Annotated in this window: 18 protein-coding genes and 1 pseudogene; 5 read left to right on the top strand and 14 right to left on the bottom strand. The window is 41.6% G+C overall.

What is annotated here, in order from left to right; genetic code table 11:
• Positions 1–26 precede the first annotated feature (26 nt).
• Together glpX and cgi121 are read right to left on the bottom strand one after the other, a co-directional pair.
• On the bottom strand, positions 27–1,115 hold the full coding sequence (glpX, locus tag BHR79_RS05500) for a class II fructose-bisphosphatase (protein ID WP_072561424.1): 1,089 nt from the start codon (positions 1,113–1,115) through the stop codon (positions 27–29).
• A 73-nt stretch (positions 1,116–1,188) separates the two neighbouring features.
• Complete coding sequence (gene cgi121 / locus BHR79_RS05495; protein WP_072561423.1) at positions 1,189–1,698, bottom strand: KEOPS complex subunit Cgi121; 510 nt, start codon at positions 1,696–1,698, stop codon at positions 1,189–1,191.
• A gap of 175 nt (positions 1,699–1,873) precedes the next feature.
• Between cgi121 and thrC the strand changes: the two genes are divergently transcribed.
• The gene (gene thrC, locus BHR79_RS05490; RefSeq protein ID WP_072561422.1) at positions 1,874–3,076 is read left to right on the top strand and encodes a threonine synthase; all 1,203 of its coding nucleotides are present in this window, start codon (positions 1,874–1,876) and stop codon (positions 3,074–3,076) included.
• Positions 3,077–3,088: 12 nt separating this feature from the next.
• Positions 3,089–5,974, top strand: a complete 2,886-nt coding sequence (gene leuS / locus BHR79_RS05485; protein WP_072562307.1) for a leucine--tRNA ligase — start codon at positions 3,089–3,091, stop codon at positions 5,972–5,974.
• Positions 5,975–6,007: 33 nt separating this feature from the next.
• Here the strand turns inward: leuS and BHR79_RS05480 are convergent, their stop codons facing one another.
• The 6 genes from BHR79_RS05480 to BHR79_RS05455 form a co-directional block, all read right to left on the bottom strand.
• Positions 6,008–6,925 (bottom strand): energy-coupling factor ABC transporter ATP-binding protein, encoded by a 918-nt coding sequence (locus BHR79_RS05480; protein WP_072561421.1) that lies wholly within the window; start codon positions 6,923–6,925, stop codon positions 6,008–6,010.
• Entirely contained in the window at positions 6,922–7,683 is a 762-nt protein-coding gene (cbiQ, locus tag BHR79_RS05475) for a cobalt ECF transporter T component CbiQ (RefSeq protein ID WP_072561420.1), read from the bottom strand. Before cbiQ ends, BHR79_RS05480 begins: the two co-directional genes overlap by 4 nt.
• 21 nt (positions 7,684–7,704) lie before the next feature.
• Positions 7,705–8,133, bottom strand: coding sequence for a hypothetical protein (locus tag BHR79_RS05470; protein WP_234970473.1), 429 nt, complete (start codon positions 8,131–8,133; stop codon positions 7,705–7,707).
• Between the two features lie 71 nt (positions 8,134–8,204).
• Positions 8,205–8,825, bottom strand: coding sequence for a cobalt transporter CbiM (gene cbiM / locus BHR79_RS05465; protein WP_072561419.1), 621 nt, complete (start codon positions 8,823–8,825; stop codon positions 8,205–8,207).
• Positions 8,826–8,902: 77 nt separating this feature from the next.
• Positions 8,903–10,000, bottom strand: coding sequence for a PGF-CTERM sorting domain-containing protein (locus BHR79_RS05460; protein WP_157198646.1), 1,098 nt, complete (start codon positions 9,998–10,000; stop codon positions 8,903–8,905).
• A 278-nt stretch (positions 10,001–10,278) separates the two neighbouring features.
• The gene (locus tag BHR79_RS05455; RefSeq protein ID WP_072561417.1) at positions 10,279–10,884 is read right to left on the bottom strand and encodes a hypothetical protein; all 606 of its coding nucleotides are present in this window, start codon (positions 10,882–10,884) and stop codon (positions 10,279–10,281) included.
• A gap of 180 nt (positions 10,885–11,064) precedes the next feature.
• Between BHR79_RS05455 and BHR79_RS05450 the strand changes: the two genes are divergently transcribed.
• From BHR79_RS05450 to BHR79_RS05440, 3 genes are read left to right on the top strand one after another with little or no spacing between them, the layout of a single operon-like run.
• Positions 11,065–11,574 (top strand): ArsR family transcriptional regulator, encoded by a 510-nt coding sequence (locus BHR79_RS05450; RefSeq protein ID WP_072561416.1) that lies wholly within the window; start codon positions 11,065–11,067, stop codon positions 11,572–11,574.
• Complete coding sequence (locus BHR79_RS05445; protein WP_072561415.1) at positions 11,571–12,359, top strand: DUF7839 domain-containing protein; 789 nt, start codon at positions 11,571–11,573, stop codon at positions 12,357–12,359. Before BHR79_RS05450 ends, BHR79_RS05445 begins: the two co-directional genes overlap by 4 nt.
• A 9-nt stretch (positions 12,360–12,368) precedes the next feature.
• On the top strand, positions 12,369–12,902 hold the full coding sequence (locus BHR79_RS05440; protein ID WP_072561414.1) for a metallophosphoesterase: 534 nt from the start codon (positions 12,369–12,371) through the stop codon (positions 12,900–12,902).
• A gap of 5 nt (positions 12,903–12,907) precedes the next feature.
• On the opposite strand, the gene BHR79_RS05435 is transcribed toward BHR79_RS05440, so the two are convergent.
• The 6 genes and pseudogenes from BHR79_RS05435 to mtbC form a co-directional block, all read right to left on the bottom strand.
• Positions 12,908–13,141, bottom strand: coding sequence for a hypothetical protein (locus tag BHR79_RS05435; protein ID WP_072561413.1), 234 nt, complete (start codon positions 13,139–13,141; stop codon positions 12,908–12,910).
• Between the two features lie 76 nt (positions 13,142–13,217).
• Positions 13,218–13,784 carry an RPA family protein gene (locus BHR79_RS05430; protein ID WP_072561412.1) on the bottom strand — a complete coding sequence of 189 codons (567 nt, stop codon included), beginning with the start codon at positions 13,782–13,784 and terminating at the stop codon, positions 13,218–13,220.
• Positions 13,785–15,335 (bottom strand): hypothetical protein, encoded by a 1,551-nt coding sequence (locus BHR79_RS05425; RefSeq protein ID WP_072561411.1) that lies wholly within the window; start codon positions 15,333–15,335, stop codon positions 13,785–13,787.
• A gap of 94 nt (positions 15,336–15,429) precedes the next feature.
• Positions 15,430–17,262, bottom strand: a complete 1,833-nt coding sequence (locus BHR79_RS05420; protein WP_072561410.1) for a cation:proton antiporter domain-containing protein — start codon at positions 17,260–17,262, stop codon at positions 15,430–15,432.
• A gap of 157 nt (positions 17,263–17,419) precedes the next feature.
• A pseudogene (gene mtbB, locus BHR79_RS05410) lies at positions 17,420–18,823 on the bottom strand ([dimethylamine--corrinoid protein] Co-methyltransferase).
• Positions 18,824–18,834: 11 nt separating this feature from the next.
• Complete coding sequence (gene mtbC, locus BHR79_RS05405; protein ID WP_083433116.1) at positions 18,835–19,446, bottom strand: dimethylamine corrinoid protein MtbC; 612 nt, start codon at positions 19,444–19,446, stop codon at positions 18,835–18,837.
• Positions 19,447–19,587: the final 141 nt, after the last annotated feature.

Here is a 19,587-nt window from a genome sequence, read left to right as displayed (position 1 = left end):
ATATTTAACAGGACAAAAACTCCATATTATAGCCTGAGAGGCGTATTTTCCTTATCATGTATATAAACCGAATCTGAGAACTTGACAATACCTGAACTACCCATTGATATACTGTGTACCCTTGCGTCCCCATAACCAAAAAGGTTGGTGCCTTTGAGGAAATGCCCGGAGGTCACACCGGTTGCAGCAAAGATTACATCTTTGCCGGGTACAAGTTTTTCAGTGTCAAGAACATCATGCATGTTGTCTTCAGTTATGCCCATCTTTTTAAGCCGGGGCATCTTTTCCTCTACCTCCCGCGCAATTACATCATCGGGTTTGTGATTGGCAACTGAAGGTAAAACCAGGCGTGCAAGAACCTTACCACCCAGGATCTTCATTGCAGAAGCTGTAAGTACAGCTTCACCCGAGCCACCCGAACCCATTACCACATGAATACCTGAGCCGCGTATAGCCGTTGATACGCCGGGCATAAGGTCACCATCGGAAACCAGATTTACCCTGGCACCGGTTTTCCGGATTTCCTCGATTTTATCCTTATGGCGCTCACGGTCCAGAATCACAACCACAAGTTCCTCTACACTGCGGTTTAAAGCACGGGCCACTATCTCAAGATTGTCAATTGCCGGAGCATCCAGATCAATTTCCTCTCCGGGGTGTTCTCGTTCATACTTTACGACTTCCGGACCTACCACGATTTTATCCATATAGACATCTGGACCATGGAACAAGCCGTTGGGTTCGGACATGGCCATAACTGAGATTGAACCCGGTACACCGTCTGCACAGAGGTTGGTACCTTCCAGCGGATCAACTGCAATATTTACCTCAAGGTCGCCTTTACCTGTACCAACTTCTTCACCAATATAGAGCATTGGTGCCTCATCCCTTTCACCTTCACCAATCTTGATGATGCCCCTGATATCCAGGCAATTGAGCATCCTGCGCATTGCTTCCACAGATACCTGATCGGCATAATTTTTGTCACCCTTACCTATCTGATGGGCAGCAGCAATAGCAGCAGCTTCTGTGACATGAATCAGTTTGGGGAGTAAAGCACTTTCTATCGGACCGGCGTTTTTCATAATATTCTCTGCAGTCTTGGGGTGTGGCATTAGTAATCCTCTCATTTGATAGTTATATAGACGAATAATCTGTATGTACTTATTAATAAGTTTACCAATGGGCTTATTTCAGGATGTCCACCAGTGCCACTCGCTCCAGCACGATGTCGGGTATCCGTGATACATCTATGGCATCTGTTTCTTCAGTGCTGATGTCAAAATGAGACCTTATTGCATCTTCCTTTTCACCTGAATAATCAGCCACATCACTCTTGCATACCATTGAATCCAGTTCGGGTAAGACAGCATCTACTTTATCTTTTTCACCCAGGACAAGAAAAACAACAGAAATGTCCCCTTCCTTTATCCCTATGGAAAAAGCTTCAACTATCTGCCTCTTTCCGGAAGCATACCGGAGTATTTCAACCCCAATATCCCTGGCAACGTTATTGCCGGATTCAAATGCTCTTCCGGCTTTTTTTATAGCAAGTTCGATATGGGAGATACCTGCTATTTTACCTGCATCCATTGCCTGTATGGTGACATCATACTCATCCGAAAGGGCAATCAGGTTTTGCAAAAAAGCATTCAGGTCATCAATAAAAAGAGTACCCTGAACAGTCTTCCAATACATGGTGGATGGAGGTGGCTTCCCTACAATAAAGATAACGGTGGTCTTTCAACAGATTTAATAACAATTACATAATAGAACGGGTCAGGCGCCATTTCCGAGTACTTTATTTATATTGGAATTGATTAGGTTATAAGATTCACCCTATTAAAGCTTTAAAACTATCAGGAGAACTCCAATGTACTATTTAAAATGCATCGAATGCGGTAAGGAATATCCTAAAACAGAGGTACTGTATACCTGTGAATGCGGCGGTTTGCTTGATGTAATTTATGATTATTCTCAGATTGATATAAAAAAGGAAGATTTAAAGGGAATTGCACTTTCTGTATGGAAATATGCAAAACTTCTTCCTGTTGACAGAAAACCTATAACGATACAGGAAGGTGGCACACCTCTCTATAAATGTGACAGGTTAGCCGAAAAGGTAGGTGTCAGGGAACTGTATGTCAAACATGAAGGCATGAATCCTACCGGTTCCTTCAAGGACAGGGGTATGACCGTAGGTGTCAGCAAAGCACTGGAACTAGGGATGGAAACAATTGCCTGTGCATCTACAGGTAATACTTCAGCAGCCCTTTCCATCTACGGTGCAAAGGCGGCAGTTCCTGCCATTGTCCTGTTACCGGAAGGGAAAGTTGCACTGGGCAAGGTTGCACAGGCCCTGATGCACGGCGCAAAAGTGCTTAGCATACGCGGCAATTTCGATGATGCTCTGGAACTTGTAAGAGAACTCTGTGATAAGGAAAAGATCTACCTCTTAAACTCCATTAACCCTTACAGGCTGGAAGGACAGAAAACAATAGGTTTTGAGATCGCAGACCAGCTGGATTTCCAAATGCCTGACCGACTGGTACTTCCGGTAGGTAATGCAGGTAACATTACTGCAATCCATAAAGGCTTCAAAGAATTCAAGAATCTGGGACTTACCGATAAAGTCCCACAGATGATGGGAATACAGACTGAAGGTTCCTGTCCAATAGTAAAAGCCGTAAGGGAAGGAAAAACTGATATTACCCCCGAAAAGAACCCCGAAACTATCGCAACAGCAATCCGGATAGGGAATCCGGTTAATGCCAGAAAGGCCCTTATAGCGATTTCCGAATCAAATGGTGGTGCGGAAAGTGTTACTGATGATGAATTAGTGGAAGCCCAGATCGATCTGGCACAACTTGAAGGAATCGGTGTCGAACCTGCAAGTGCCACCTCCGTTGCCGGCCTGAAAAAACTTGTAGAGACCGGAGTAATAGGTGCAAATGAATCCGTGGTCTGCGTGACTACAGGACACCTTCTCAAGGATCCGGAAGAAGTAATATCTGTTGCACCCAAACCCATTGTAGTTGATGCCACAATGGAAGCTATCAGAAAGGTCCTGTACTGAGGGGAAATGATAATGGAACAGGACTACAACCCTGCCACCATTGAAAAAAGGTGGCAAAACATCTGGTCTCAGGACAAAGTTTTCGAGGCCGAACCCGACAGCCGGGATAAATATTTCATAACAATTCCCTACCCCTATCTTAACGGGAATTTACATGCAGGCCATACCAGGACATTCACTATAGGGGACGTTATTGCAAGGCACAAGAGGATGCAGGGATACAATGTGCTCTACCCAATGGGATTCCACGTAACCGGTACACCCATTGTAGGACTTGCCGAACTAATAGCCAACCGAGAGCCGCAGACTATGGATGTGTACTCCAATTTCCACGGCATCCCAAAAGATATTCTGGAAGGACTTGATTCCCCGGAAAAAATCGTGGAATATTTCAGTGTGGAAGCAGAAAAAGCCATGCGATCCATCGGTTATTCCATCGACTGGAGAAGAAAATTCACCACCACCGATGAAACATATAAAAAATTCATTGAATGGCAATATAATCTGCTTTACGAAAAAGGACTGATCGTTAAAGGCTCACATCCTGTCAAATGGTGCCCCAATGATGATAATCCTGTGGAAGATCATGACATCCTCAGGGGAGAAGAAGCCACAATCGTGGATTATACCCTGATCAAGTTCACCTACGGTGGTATGGTATTACCCTGTGCTACCCTGCGTCCGGAAACCACTTTCGGAGTCACCAACCTCTGGATAAACCCCGATGTGGAATATGTCAAGGCGAAAGTGAAAACCGACGAGTATGAAGAGACCTGGGTGGTAAGTGAAGAAGCATACAACAAACTTACCTACACCGATCGTAGAGTCGAATTCATAGAGAAAATAAATGGCCTGGACATCATCGGAATAAAGGTCAAGAACCCGTTGACAGACTCGGAAGTAATCACCCTTCCGGCATCTTTTGTCAAGGGAGGTAACGGAAGCGGAGTTGTAATGAGTGTGCCCGCCCATGCACCTTATGATTATCTTGCCCTGCAGGACCTCTATGATAAAGATCTTTCAGAATACGGCATTACAGAAAATCTCCAGAATATCCAGCTCATACCCCTTATCGATGTTCCCGAATACGGAGAATATCCGGCAGTTGAAGCGGTAGAGGAATTTGGAGTACAGGACCAGGATGATCCAAAAGCCGAATCTGCAACAAAAATGGTCTATAGGCGGGAATTCCACGGAGGAGTCCTGAAAGAAAATACTGGAAAATATGCAGGCACGAAGGTCTCAAAGATAAAAGACCTTCTTACACAGGATTTGATCGAGGAGAAAATCGGCGAGATATTCTATGAATTCAGTGAACCTGTGGTCTGCCGGTGTGGAACCCCATGTGTAGTAAACATGGTTAAGGGCCAGTGGTTCCTCAATTATTCCAATCCTGAATGGAAGGACAAAGTATATCGCTGCATAGAGAATATGGACATAATCCCCGAAGAACTCAGGGTGGAGTTCAATAATAAAGTTGACTGGTTAAAAGACAAAGCCTGTGCCCGTAAAAAAGGACTCGGAACACGCCTGCCCTTTGATAAGGACTGGTTGATCGAATCCCTGGGAGATTCCACGGTATACATGTCCTACTACATAGTTGCAAAGTTTCTTAATGAAGATATTAAAACCGAGCAACTTGTGCCCGAACTCTTTGATTATGTGCTTCTTGGAAAGGGAAGTGTGCATGATGCAGCAGAAAAAAGTGGAATTGATGCCTCTGTAATTGAAAACATTCGAGAGGATTTCAACTATTGGTATCCCGTCAATCTCAGGTCTTCAGGAAAAGATCTGATACCCAACCACCTCCTGTTTTTCCTGTTCCATCATGTTGCTATATTTGGAGAAGAGAACTGGCCTCGTGCCATTGCAATCAATGGTTTCGTATCCCTTGAAGGACAGAAAATGAGTAAGTCCAAGGGACCACTGCTAACACTCAGTGAAGCAGTAAAAGATTACGGTGCGGATATTTCCAGAATGTATATCCTGTCCAGTGCCGAACAGACACAGGATGCTGACTGGAAGAACAGTGGTATCGAGTCCGCCAGGAGACAGGTGGACAGGTTCTACCATTTTGCAAAAGATACTATCGATAGCAAATGTACCCCTGGGGCCTGCAAGGAAAAACAACTGATAGATAGGTGGATACAGAGCCGCCTGCAGCAGCGTATCAGTGAGACAAACGAGGCACTTAAAAGTATACGTACCCGGCAGGCCCTACAGAATTCTTTCTTCCTGCTTCTTAATGATGTGAAATGGTATCAGAGAAGAGGAGGAAAGACTCTCCAGTATGATATACTTGATACATGGGTGCGCCTGATGGCACCTTTCACTCCCCATATATGTGAGGAAATCTGGAGTGAAATGGAAGAAACGCAAGGTTATGTGTCCCTGGAAAAATATCCTGAGTATGACCCGCAACTTATCGACAGGGATGCAGAATCTGCAGAAGAACTTATCAGCAACACTTTTTCAGATGTAGAGGAAATAATAAAAGTCACCGGTATAAAGCCGCAAAAACTTGTACTCTATACAGCTTCCCAATGGAAATCAGAGGCTTTTAAACAGGCTCTTGAACTCCAGCAACAGGGAAATCTCAACCCGGGAATTCTCATAAAGAATCTCATGCAGGATCCCGAAATGAGACCTTATGGTAAAGAAGTACCTAAGTTTGCAAAGAAAGTTGTTGACGACATAAAGGCCATGAAAGAAGAGAAATTCGAGATGGTATGCGGTTTCAACCTGGACGAAAAAGAAACATTGAATGAAGCAATAAGTTTCTTTGAAAAGGAAATTGGTTGTGAAGTGCAGATCACCAGGGAAGGAGAAGAGACGTATGATCCCGAAAAGAAAGCCCGCTTTGCAGCACCAATGAGACCGGCTATCTATCTTGAATGATATCGGAAACCAGATGGGTATTGGTTAAATATATTAACCATTATCCGTCTGTAATTTTGTCAGCTCTTTTATGTTTTCATAAGCAGAACTATTCATATTCAATTGAATTAAATTATTATTTTGCTGCATTGTATAAATAAGGTTTTCTGCTGCCTCATTCACAGACAATGGATGTTGGCTACAACTATAACCAAGGTGTGCTAACATATAAAATAACTGCAGAGTATCAGGCGATTCTAGATTTTGTGCTGCTAACAGTTCCTTGTTAGAGAATATTTCATAAGGAGTGCCTTCAGCAACCACTGTTTGGTTCAATACATATATCCTTTCAGCAAGCCGGGATATTGTATTCACATCATGAGTTACAGTAATAATCGTTGTTTGTTTATCTTGATTAAGTTTTTCAAGTAAATTGATTAATTCTGATTTACTTCTGGGGTCCAGGTTTGCTGTGGGTTCATCAAGGACTATAATTTTAGGTTCCATTGATAGAACTGCAGCCAATGCTATCTTTTTCTTTTGCCCACTACTCAGGTGATGGGGGACATACTCCTCAAAATCTTCCATTCCTACCCTTAAGAGAGCATTTTTTACCCTTTTATCCACTTGATCCTTATCCAGCCCCATATTTGCGGGGCCAAAAGCTACATCATCATAAACAGTCGGCATAAAAAGCTGGTCATCGGGATCTTCAAATACCACACCCACATTTTGAATCCTTTCTAAAATATCCATTGAAGAAATAGATTTACCGAATATCGATACAGATGAGGAGGGGTTTTTCACTGTTCCATTAATATTTAATAAAAGCGTGGTTTTTCCGGCTCCATTTGGTCCCATTATAGTAACTTTTTCACCTTCAAATACCTTCATATTAACATTGTTCAATGCTTTTTTCCCATCCGGATATGAATACTCTAGTTTGGATATGCATATTGCTTCTTTTTTCATAGAATCACCGGATAAATATGGAATAAGAGAGCTATTATAATAAATGAGGTGCCCATAAAATAATCCTTTGCCTTCATGTTATATTCAAAAAACAGTTGTTGAGCACCGCCATAACCTTTGGAAACCATGGAACTGTGAACTCGATCTCCCCGTTCATAGCTCCTTATAAGCAATCCTCCAATCATATTTCCTATTAAAGATAAACTATATTGATTGAACCCAAAGACAAACCCTTTCGATGAGAGTGCCTTTTTCATATTCTGGAATTCATCAATAATTACAAATATATACCGATAAGAAAAAGCAATCATCTGGACAAAAATATTGGGGATTTTCAGCATATAAATAGCTTTGATTATTGCATCAAACCTGCTTGTAGAAAATATCAAAAATGCAAGTAATAAAGCTGCAACACCTCTGAGAAATATCAGGAATCCCAGATATATCCCCTCTATAGTTAAATCTAAGAAAGGCAAATTAAGGATATCGTTTCCTTTCATTGTAAAAGCCATTACAAGAAAAATAGAAAACAGAAATAAAACGGGATACTTCAAATGTTGATATACGAATTCTGTTGGCAACTTTGATATTGAGACCAGAACAACGGAAAAGAATATAGCTAATATTGCCAACGGAATATTTTCAATAAAAACAAAGGAAAAAATAAGGGTTGTAAATGTAATTATCTTGGCCCTTGGGTCAAAATTGTGTACTATTGATTCTATTCCAGAATACTCATCAACCCTTGGATAATTCATTCCAGTACACCCACACTTCAATTATTGTTCTTCGTATTTCTTCTTCATTCTTCTGGCACTTATCATCATCCCTACACCAGCAATACCTGCAAGATATCCAAAACCAGCAACAATGCTGGCAGACAATGGCAGATTGGAAGAAGTACCGGAAGACGAGTGAGTAGATGATTTACTACTTATATCTATCTCTTTTTCTGCCCTGTGGCCAAAATCAGAAGCAACTACTTTGTACATGTCCTCACCCTCTTCAGGAATAAAGGAATAAAATCCATTTGCATCACTGGTTGCCTGTTCAATGTAAAGTGATTCACCGTTTTCACCAATAATGTACACATTTATTTCTGCATCCTTCATAGGGTCTCCACCACCGTAATATGCCTTTACCTTTATATTACTCTCCGATTTTTCTATTACATCCATGAAGACACTATGTGCTGAAGCTACTGGCATTAATATTAAAGATAATACCAATACAAAAAACATAATTTGCTTGAATCTAGAATTCATTTTCATCACACTCCTCACTTATTTAATTTAACAGGTAATAATTCAGGTTTAACTTTTGCCAGATAAGTTACTACTGAAGCAGTTACGATTCCTTCAATAATCATTACCGGGGCATGAGCTGCTGCTGCTACTCCTGCTACGCCTAAAAATTCCTCTCCTGTAGTCAACAAACTTATAGAGAGAAGGATTGTTGTAAAAAATACTGCAAGGCCCCCACTTATGCCTCCCATTATTTTTTCAGAAAAACCATAATCTATCCCTTTTTTGAAAATGTAAAAGCATAACAGGGCAGGGATTCCAACATTCATAGTATTGACACCAATGGTTGTGACTCCGCCATGCTGGAAAAGGAAAGCCTGTAAAGTCAAACCTACCAACATTGCCACATACGCCAGGGGACCCAGAATCACACCTACAAGGCCATTAAATATCAAATGTACACTTGTAGGCCCTAAGGGAATATGAATAAGAGAAGCAACAAAAAATGCGGCTGTCATTACTGAAAACTTAGGAATTTCTTCTACCACATCAACTTCCCTATACCTCCACCAAAAAGACAGTATGGCTATGACTATAGTTACAACCCAGCCACCGGTTATGGCAGTGGTGGAGAGGATACCATCTGATATATGCATTATTTAGTTCACTCCTGAATCAACATATATTTGGAAGGAGAGAATAGGTAAAAGATACCTATAACCCTCCTGAAAGTTTACTGTCTCTTTAAGTAACCTACAGCAAGCAGTCCACATACTGCCATCAAAATTCCAAAACCAGGTGCCTGGTTGGATGTGGCGGAAGGTTCCTGTTCTCTTTGTTCTTCATTAGCTGCATCAACAGAGGTTGTAGAATCTTCTGTTGTCATACTTGCCCCAAGTTCATCCGTATATTTTACAAGATGGGTGCCGATGTGTCCAACCTCATGGAAATTTTCGTGAAGGGATTCAGCATATTCCTGATGGGAAGCGGGAGTATTGGATTCAACAGTGTGTACAGCATCAGCATTGGAATTGACTATTTCCTTAAGTTCATCTATTTCAGATTCAATGGCTGCAATCTCGGAATTTATTTCATCTGCATTGTTTTCAGAGTCGGAGTACAGACCCTCGAGGGTTTCCACATGGGAGAGAATATGTTCACCGATATGCTTCATATCATGGGTGGAAAGATGAACAGATTCAGCAGTGGCACGCAGGTCTTCATCCAGTGATTCATCGTCTGCAATCTGCGCAGAATCAACATGCAGAGTATCGGAAAGTTCTACAAGTTCACCGGCATGCTCTTCGATTTCCATCAATGCATTTGAGCTATCATGGTCAGATACATGGGAATCTTCCCCTCCAAGTTCATCCGTGTATTTTACAAGATGGGTGCCGATGTGCCCAACCTCATGGAAATTTTCATGAAGGGATTCAGCATATTCCTGATGGGAAGCGGGAGTATTGGATTCAACAGTGTGTACAGCATCAGCATTGGAATTGACTATTTCCTTAAGTTCATCTATTTCAGATTCAATGGCTGCAATCTCGGAATTTATTTCATCTGCATTGTTTTCAGAGTCGGAGTACAGACCCTCGAGGGTTTCCACATGGGAGAGAATATGTTCACCGATATGCTTCATATCATGGGTGGAAAGATGAACAGATTCAGCAGTGGCACGCAGGTCTTCATCCAGTGATTCATCGTCTGCAATCTGCGCAGAATCAACATGCAGAGTATCGGAAAGTTCAACAAGTTCTCCGGCATGCTCTTCAATCTCAGCAAGGGCATGAGGAGCATCGGAGTGAGATTCGTGAGCCGTTGCGGTCAAACATGTCAAGACGACAAATAAAAATGATACAAAAAGTATTCCATATTTTCTATTTAAAGATCTCATACAATCACCTTTAGAGTTATATTAAACAAAACTTGTTTTACAACTCTTGGTGATACAAAATATTATAATAAAAAAACGAGGATTTGGGTAATACATGTTATCTAAATGGGTAACATAAAATTTTTGAAAAGTCAATGCACAAGATATACTAAGAATTAAGAACTGACAGCATGAACAATAATTGACGTCAATAAAAAAAACTGGACGAGTAATTACATCGTCAATTTCAGCTGTTTTGTCTTGGGAACCAGTCCTTCCAGATTTACAAAAACCTTGAGTATCGGTAAAAGAACTATTCCAGTATATTGAAGATAGCTATCATCTTCAACTTTTAACTCATAAGCTGGGTCTAATGAAGGTATTGTGATTCGCGTTATGGAATTGCGAAAAGGCCTAATATCTTTTTCAGGTACTTCTATTATAGGATTGCCCAGTTGCACTGCATCCATGATAGTATTTTCATGAAACCCCATTGATTTTAACTCAGCCTTGAAAACCGGCCTTTCCAACAGATAAGAAAATACATAGATTGCTACATAGATGCGTTTGGATGCAGGAACATCTTTCAGATGATGGCCTATAAGAGAATAAATATTATCTTCTTCTTTCTCAACGTTATCTGAAAGTTTATAGGTCTTTGATGGAGGCACCTCTATTTCATCAAGTTTTTTCAGATCTCTTAATGCCCTCAAATAACCGGTCATAATTAATCGATGTTCATCAATACCTTCTGATTTGAGGTCTCTCGTGATGCCACTAATTGAAAGTTGTCGATTATCAAGCAACCTGAAAATTTTAGAATACAGTGCCTCTGTCATAATAACTGAACAGTATTGTTAACAGGATTGAATAAATGTAACGGTATAAATGTATGACGAAAAACTGCGATAATTATCAATATCAATACTACAACACATTTATTAATCTTAAGACCATATTAGTATAGCTGTATTAGCCTTTTCTTAATCGAATCAATAACCTACATATGAGGTTTTGTGATGCCCAGGAGAACCCGAATAATAAACGACCCATCTGAAATGGTACCCCTCTTACAAACATTCAGGTCAAAGGAGCATAAACATGTCTTCAATGCACTCAGTTCAGAGTGGATGACAAAAGGCCAGCTTGACGAAAAAATGGGAATTGACACAGAGGAAAGTATCGATATACTCCAGAAATGCGGGTTACTGGAAAGCCAGTGGCGCATGCCCAAACCTGGAGAGAAACCGGATAAGGAATATCACTCATCGTATTCAAAAGTACAGGCGAATTTCCAGTGTTCTTTTGACGACCTCAGTGAAATAATTACTTTAACATTCACTCCTTACGAAGAAATAAAAGATCTGATAGGAGAACTTGAAAAGGAAGTAGAAAGTGGCAACCATTCTATGAGTGCTCTTACACGTAAGCTCAACAGAAGTGCATTATACATAAGATCCCTTGCCAGAAGAGCAAATAAGTTAACGGTTATGGGCCAGAGATTGAAAATAAATGAGGAAAAGAAATGATTGACATTCTCCAGAGTAAAAGCGGCATTACCAAATTCCAGATACTTATCGAAGTTGCCGCCCATCAACCCAATGTCAGACAGAAAGAAATAGCAGAAAAAGTCGGAGTGACTCCTCAGGCAGTCTCAGAATATATAAAGGAACTTACATCAGAAGGATACATTTATTCTGACGGAAGGGTACGTTACAGAATTACAAAAAATGGAGTAGAATGGGTTCTGGAAAATGCTGCTGACATGAAAAGATATGCCAAATTCGTAATGAGTGATATTATAAGCCATGTATCTACCTGGACTGCTATTGCCGATGAAAATCTGGATAAAGGCGAGGATGTCTATCTTCATATGAGAAACGGTTTGCTATATGTTGACACTAAAGAAGAAGCAGATGCCCGGGGTGTCACCGTATCTGATGCAGGAAAAGGAGAAGATGTAGGTGTCACCAACCTGACCGGGATGATCGATCTGGAAACAGCAAGTATTACAGTCTGCAAGATTCCCCGCAGTGAAAGGCAGGGGTCCAGAAATGTAGATTTGGAACGATTGAAAAAACTCACCGAATCAAAGGACTATATAGCGGTGATTGGAGTTGAATCACTCGTGGCACTCAAAAAAATTGGAAGTCAACCCGATGTTATGTATGGGGCCAAGGAATCGGTCGTAGAAGCTGCATTCCATGGACTTTCATCCCTTGTGCTTGCAATCGATGAGCAGGTACCCACTATAATGAGTAAACTTGAAATGGAAAACCTGGAATACGAACTTGTAGACCTGAGTATTCATTAAGGTAAAAACATGAAGGTACTTGTTATTTCAGATACACATCTCAAAAGTGGAGAAATTCCTCCAGGGTTGAAAGGCCTGATTGACAGATATGACATGGTAATACATGCCGGAGATTTTACTACACTTGAATGTTATAAGGCTTTCAACGATACGGGGAAACTCAAATCAGTATATGGAAATTCCGATACATACGAATTAAAAGAGATACTTCCCGAAACCCTGCAACTAGATATTGGAGGCGTAAGTGTAGGCGTGGTCCACGAAGCCGCCCTATCAATAAATGATACAACTGCCCTGCGCTACAAAGCCCTTGAAATGGGTGTTAATGTGCTTATATTCGGCCATATACACAGACCAATCCTGGAAAAAACAGATGTACTGGTATTGTGTCCCGGCTCCCCGACATCTCCACGCATGTCAGACCCTATGGCCGCCGAACTAAATATTGAAAAAGGTGAAGTAAAAGCAAGATTTATAGAAATAAAAGGAAAATCCTGTGGATTTGTCGGATTTTCAAGAGAACTCGAAAAAGCGGACAATTAATACGTTTACTTTTTCCCATCAATCGTTTCTATTTTAAATATAACTCCAAGCTCATTCAGGCTCAGGTGTACTTTATCTCCAAACTGGAGGATTTCCTCAACATGAACATTATTGCCCCATTCATAGACATAGTCATAATATCCCTGAATTGGTTTAAACCCCAGAGACAGAAGGCGACGGTTAACTTCTGAGGGACTTGCACCTTCACTGTTAAACCACACCAACAGATAAGTTTTCACAAATATCACCTGAATTAAAATAGATTTACTCATTTATTATACTTATGCAAAAAAAGGTGTGCATGAAGCACACACATCAAATCTGTTCTTTCAGGGATTTCAAAGCATCCAGTACCATGGATGAATAACTTCCCTTATCGGTATTGTAATGTTCTTTAGCACGAATAACATATGTATCCGAACCATCCAGATCATGTAATCTATTAATTGTCTGAATGGCAGTATCAACAACCCACATATCCCGTGTGTTACCATCAACTATGCTTATGGATTCAGGTCTTATGGAAGTAATAGTGTCCCCATCAGGAGTTTCATAAACACTGGGTTTGCCTGCAACAGCTACAAATGCGGGAGTTTCACATTCTGACAACAGTTGTGCTGCTTCCGGTTGATACTGACCTGCATATATTGTGAAAGTACCTGTAGGATCTGTAACCCGACCTCTCCAGTATTCCGCTTCATTGCCTATATTTTCCTTCTCGATAAGAGTCCCTACAATAAAAAGGCGATTTACCCTGGCCCCGGTTGGTGTTAACAGATACTGGGGAGAATAAACATCGTCACCTTCCCTGAATGAGAGATCCGAATTCCTAAATTCTTTTGCAAACATTCTTTTTGCTACTTCACGTACATAGGTAGACATTCAGGCCACCTCCAGATCTGCAATAAGCTCGTCAATCTTTTCCATATCAACAGTGGATAATGGTTCAATGGATTTTGCTATTAAGTAACGATCAGCAAGGGATCCTTCCACACAATAATATTTTCCCACAAGGTCCTCACGCATTTTACTTACCACTACAGTTTGATCAAGGGCATCCGCTGCAAGATTTATTGCTTCCTCAAGCGTGATACCGGTCAATTCTTCGGTGATTTCCCTGTTCAGAAGAACATCCTGCACAGTTTCCCCGTTATCAAGCACAGCTTTGATACGCAGATCATAATTTCCATCAACCTTGCCATGCTCCATACAGGCTCCTTTTGTAAGTGCCCGGTTACATTCAGGACAGCGTTTAATAAGACCGGAACCATCCTGGATATCAATCATTGCACCCTGGAAACTATTAGCTCCAACTTCTATTTCTTCAGAGAGAGGTTCAATTGTAGTAGTACGGTTGAGAATTACCTCATAATTTCCATTCCACTCATTGACAACAATGTTATTGAAGCGATAAACCCGTCCTTCTTCTACATCAGGCAGATCATCACGAGACCATTTGATAAATTTGATAGTACCTGTTTTGTCACCAAGAATCCCTACCTGGGATATCGCATCATTGGAATTGTCCCATAATTGGACAACCTTGGATTCAATGTTGGCCCACATATTTTCCTGACGTAATTCTGAAAGTGAGCGGTCTTCAGCCGATCCGGCCGGCTGGAAGGAGGTATCAATATCTTCTTCCAGGGGCTCAATGCTACTGGTGCGGTTTAGGGTAACTTCATACTTACCATTCCATTCATTGACCACCACATTACTGAAAAGGTAAGATTTACCTTCTTCTACATCAGGCAGACCATCACGAGACCATTTGATGAATTTGATAGTACCGGATTCATCCCCAAGAATTCCAACCTGGGAAATTGATTCATTGGAATTGTCCCATAACTGGACAACTTTGGCTTTGAGATTGGCCCACATGTTTTCCTGGTTCAGATCTGAAACCTGACATTCTTCAGGAGAACCGGCGGAAGTTGAACCTGCATCAATATCTGTAGCAAGCGGTTCTATGGAACTGGTACGATTCAGGGTTAATTCCAGTTTACCATTCCATTCATTAACAACCACGTTACTAAAACGATATGATTTACCTTCTTCAACTTCAGAAAGATTATCCCTGGCCCATTTGATAAATTTTATTCGACCGGTAGAGTCGCCTACGAGGCCTACCTGGGAAATTGAACTGTTTGAATTATCCCATAATTGTAACACTTTAATGTCGACATTTACCCATTGGTCTGCTTTCACATCCGCAATATTAGACATGGTTGCGGGTTTTGATTGGTTGAAAAATTCATTCTTGTCGACATTATACTGCTTAAGCAAAACATTTACAGTATTTTTTCGTGCCTCATTACCGGGAACTTTGAATTTGTTAATAAGTTTATCAAGCCGTTCTTCAATTTCTTCCAGAGGAACTTCTATTCCCATATCTTTAAATTGGGTCTGTATGCTTTTTGCAATGTCTTCCATAAAATCACCTTGACCTCTTGTTTTTCCTTCTAGAGAGGCAAAGGTGAATATGGCGTTTGGGTATATATAGATGTTTGAAGTGGGCTGAAAGTAATCAACGCTCAAAAAGGTCTGCAACCTTCTGTGCTGAATCGCCTTCACCAATTACAGTTACAATATCGTCATATTCAAGTACAATATTCCCGTTGGCGATAAAGGATTCATTACCTCTGCGGACCATTAACAGAAGACTGTTTTCAGGCAAGTTAAGTTCACTTATAGCTTTGCCTACAACTTTGGGATTACTTACATGTGCCTCTATGATGTCGGCTCCTTCCCCAACTTCACACATGGAGAACATATGAGGACGGCCTACCATATTGTCCAGCACAAGAGCAGTTGTCATTGCAGGACTCATTGCTCTTATTTCAAGGTCCCAGAAAGCATGAAGGTTTTCAATATTATTTACACGTGCAACGATCTGGTCCTTATCAAAATTAAACTTGGTCTTGGCAATCTGGCAAATTAAAAGATTAGTATTGTCCTTGTCAGTAGTTGCAACCACATATTTAGCATGATCAATTCCTGCTTCCTTAAGGACATTAATATCTTCCGCATCACCATGCACAACTCTTATGTCAGATTTCATCAATTTCTGGCAATTTTCTTCGGAAGGGTCTACAACCACTACATTTTCCCCTCTCTTTTCAAAACGCTCGGCGAGAATCTTTCCAACCTCACCGCCACCTACAACAAGTATCTCCATTGGAATCACTCCTAAGAACTTAGCAACACGATTGGCAAAGGAACCGGTCATTAAAACCGTAATAATGATAGTAATAAATATAAGTCCTACAAGGGCATCGCCGCCTACCATCCCCATTGAATTTAATTTTACTGCAAAATAGGTTGCAATCGAAGCAGGAACCACACCCCTTGGACCGACAAAGGAAACGAATAATTTTTCATTGCGATTAAAAGATGTGCCACGGGTAGAAAGAAATACAGAAATTGGCCTGGCCACAAAAATCAAGACCATTACAACCGCTACACCCACAAGCCCTATCTGTATAATATAATCAAAACGCAGTAATGCTGCAAGTAACAGGAAGATCAAAGACAACATCATCAATACAAGATCAGCCTTGAACTCTTTTAGTGCAGATTTATAGGGAACTTTGGATGAACCCACCATAATACCAAATATTGCAACAGCAAGAATGCCCGATTCATTGGCAAAAGACTCAGCAATCACAAAAGTGGCAATCACCATTGTAAAGGTAATGAACCGTACTGTTTGTTCAGTAAGGAGTATTTTGCCAAGGATATTTCGCAGCAAAAAGCCACTGGCTAGCCCAAAAATCAGCCCCATTCCTACTCGTTGTATGAAAAAACCGACAAGTTCCAAACCTGAAAGAGGTGAAACAATCAATTCAAAAATAAGTGCTGCCAATATGACACTTGCAGCATCATTGAGAACACCTTCAAGTTCAAGTATCTTACTGACTTTATGGGGAACATTGACGTTCCTTACAAGTGGAGTGATTACAGTTGGACCGGTAGCTGTTACAAGTGCACCAAATAGGGCAGCAATATTCAGAGGTAGGCCTGCAATATAATAACTGGCTGTCGTAGCTAGTATAAATGTTACAACAACGCCAAATATAACAAGTCTTAATACACTTTTTTGAATACTACGTATAGAACGAAGATCAATATGAAGGCCACCATCAAAAACAATGACAGACACACAGAGGGCAACAATTGCTGTTAGGCCTTCACCCAAAATCGTGGGATCCAATATATTAAGAATCTCTGGGCCTGCGATTATTCCCTCAATCAAAAGGAAAATCAATATAGGCATACGAAAGCGCATACTCAACAGGTGGGCTATAATAGTCATGAGAAGCACAGCAAGTGCAACCTGTAAGAAATATATTGAATCCACCCTGTTATCTCCGATGAGGTTAATATGATAACAAAAAAAAGGTTTTCATATATAAATCTTTTATGAAAAACATGAATCCATAAATGATCGTTAATATTTAGTTCAAAAAAGAAGAAAGAAGTCCTATCTGCAAGAAGCAGACAGAACATTATTTTATTTAGCCTGTGATTTCCCTGAATTTGTCACAGCAGTTGATGTCAATATCGAGAAGTTTCTCAATATTCATCTTGGATGCGATACCTTTGGCACATCCTGGAACGGATGTAAGTACGCCAATATCAAGGTCTTCACGGATTTCCCTCATGATGTGCTCGTCACCCAGATCAAGTGCCTGTACACCGAGTTTCTTGGCGACATAGTCCTTGGCTTCATTTATGCGCATGTTCTCGGAGAACTGCATCCTGGCAACAAGGTCACCGGCTGCACGCATACCTGTAAGACCGGATGCCATGATGTGTGAGATTGGCATACCTATTGGGTCGCCAACTCCGATCTATATACCATCGACACCTGCAACTTCAACCATTGCCTTGCTGGCACGGGTTACTGCATCGATCGGTGGAGTCTCGAACATTGGAATACCGCCGACACCCATACCCATATCAACATGACAGGGGATGTTTGCAGCTGAAACGGCTGCTTTGGTGAAGGTTACTGCACGAGCAAGATTCCATGCAGAGGTCTTGCTGGTGTTGGTGTTACAGACCGGGCCGAACACGTTCGCACCGGCTTCTTCAGCAAGTGGCACCTGTTCATGCGGCCAGAGGCCTGCAAGAGCCTTACCTTCGAACTCAAGTTCACCGTGCATACCAAGGGTACATTCTCCGGCCATACCTGCTTCGATGTAGATGTTAGGGAATTCTTCCCTGAGTGCTTTCATTGCGTACAGGGATGCATATACATCTCCATCACCGGCTGCACCGATGGTATCGAAGTTGACACCGTCACAACCTACTTTCTGAAGGTGCTGCATGATCCAGGTGATGTCACGGGTTGCGTGGTCACCAGCATGCTCGATGGATTCACGGGCTTCGTTGATCTTGAAAGCCTTCATGAGGTCACCAGGGTTTTCGAATGGACCATCTGGTGTATAATAGAGACCAAGGTTTGGCATTGCACCGTAGAGAAGGGGGACAGTCATGTTCTGCTGACAGACTTCCATTGCCTGCTGTTCCTGGGCAATTACTGGTTTGACAGGTTTGAAACTGTAGTCGATATGACCCAATTCCATTGTGTCAGCACCGAAACCTCTCTCGTGCATCATACAGCCAGTAAGACGGCTGGATGGGATGCCTACTCCGCTGTTACCCTGGTCACCATCGATCCTGAGGGTTCCAATGTCGTGGGTAACCGGGATTTCCATACCAGGCTCGACACTGACAAGGCGGTTGGAATCCATTATGATATCTGCGAGTTTGTCAAGTTCATCCCCGGAAAGTTCAGGAATGTTACCAAGGTCTGCTGCATCTGCACTACCTTCCTGGAGGTCTGCAATGATCTGGTCCTTGGTCATGGAGATACGCTCGCCATCTCCCATTCTTAAGAAATATTCGTTTGCCATAAATAATCACCTTACAAGAGAAGCTCTTTTGCTTTGGCTACAGCTTCAGTTGCATTTTCTGCATAGCAGTCTGCACCGATCTTTTTGGCCCATGCATTGGTTGCAGGTGCGCCGCCTACCATTACTTTTACCTTGTCACGGAGACCTTCTTCTTCGAGGGCTTCGATTACTTCCTTCTGGCCCTGGAGAGTGGTGGTCATAAGTGCGGAAACACCAACCATGTTTGCATTGGTTTCCTTGATCTTGGCAATGAAATCTGCTACAGGTGCATCACGGCCAATGTCATAGACTTCGAATCCTGATGTCTGGAGCATGGTGGATACAATAGCCTTACCGATGTCATGGACATCTCCCTCTACTGTACCATTGACAATTACACCAGCCGCTTTTCCGGATGATTCAGGCATATCGTCTTTAAGTTCATCCACACCGGCCTGCATGGCTTCTGCAGCCATCATGACATGTGGAAGGAATAATTTACCCCTTTCAAAAAGGGTACCAACTTCGTTCATACCTGCTGCAAGACCATTCTCAATGATGTCGGGAGCCTCGAGTTCACCACGGGCTTTTTCGACAGCAGCAAGAACCTGATCTTTCTTGCAACTTACAATAGCGTCAGACAATTCTTTGTATAATTCTTCTTTTGTCGTTGTTACAACCTCCTTAAAAAGTTCTATAGTGAAACTATAGAAAAAACACAATCAGCGATGGATATTGGCATGTGAACACCCACCTGCCAACTCCATCAACTGCTTAATATCTAT

This window comes from Methanohalophilus halophilus, from assembly GCF_001889405.1.
Classification (GTDB): Archaea; Halobacteriota; Methanosarcinia; order Methanosarcinales; family Methanosarcinaceae; genus Methanohalophilus; species Methanohalophilus halophilus.
The sequence above is the reverse complement of the archived record's forward strand: the minus strand, read 5'-3'. Positions and strand labels throughout refer to the sequence as shown.

Bases quoted from the DNA above. Each gene is read 5' to 3' on its own strand.
- cgi121 (WP_072561423.1), bottom strand. From the start codon at position 1,698: ATGTATTGGAAGACTGTTCAGGGTACTCTTTTTATTGATGACCTGAAT.
- BHR79_RS05455 (WP_072561417.1), bottom strand. From the start codon at position 10,884: ATGACAGAGGCACTGTATTCTAAAATTTTCAGGTTGCTTGATAATCGA.
- BHR79_RS05480 (WP_072561421.1), bottom strand. From the start codon at position 6,925: ATGAAAAAAGAAGCAATATGCATATCCAAACTAGAGTATTCATATCCG.
- cbiM (WP_072561419.1), bottom strand. From the start codon at position 8,825: ATGCATATATCAGATGGTATCCTCTCCACCACTGCCATAACCGGTGGC.
- cbiQ (WP_072561420.1), bottom strand. From the start codon at position 7,683: ATGAATTATCCAAGGGTTGATGAGTATTCTGGAATAGAATCAATAGTA.
- BHR79_RS05430 (WP_072561412.1), bottom strand. From the start codon at position 13,784: ATGTCTACCTATGTACGTGAAGTAGCAAAAAGAATGTTTGCAAAAGAA.
- leuS (WP_072562307.1), top strand. From the start codon at position 3,089: ATGGAACAGGACTACAACCCTGCCACCATTGAAAAAAGGTGGCAAAAC.
- BHR79_RS05470 (WP_234970473.1), bottom strand. From the start codon at position 8,133: ATGCCAGTAGCTTCAGCACATAGTGTCTTCATGGATGTAATAGAAAAA.
- BHR79_RS05425 (WP_072561411.1), bottom strand. From the start codon at position 15,335: ATGGAAGACATTGCAAAAAGCATACAGACCCAATTTAAAGATATGGGA.
- BHR79_RS05445 (WP_072561415.1), top strand. From the start codon at position 11,571: ATGATTGACATTCTCCAGAGTAAAAGCGGCATTACCAAATTCCAGATA.
- thrC (WP_072561422.1), top strand. From the start codon at position 1,874: ATGTACTATTTAAAATGCATCGAATGCGGTAAGGAATATCCTAAAACA.
- BHR79_RS05440 (WP_072561414.1), top strand. From the start codon at position 12,369: ATGAAGGTACTTGTTATTTCAGATACACATCTCAAAAGTGGAGAAATT.
- BHR79_RS05450 (WP_072561416.1), top strand. From the start codon at position 11,065: ATGCCCAGGAGAACCCGAATAATAAACGACCCATCTGAAATGGTACCC.
- glpX (WP_072561424.1), bottom strand. From the start codon at position 1,115: ATGCCACACCCCAAGACTGCAGAGAATATTATGAAAAACGCCGGTCCG.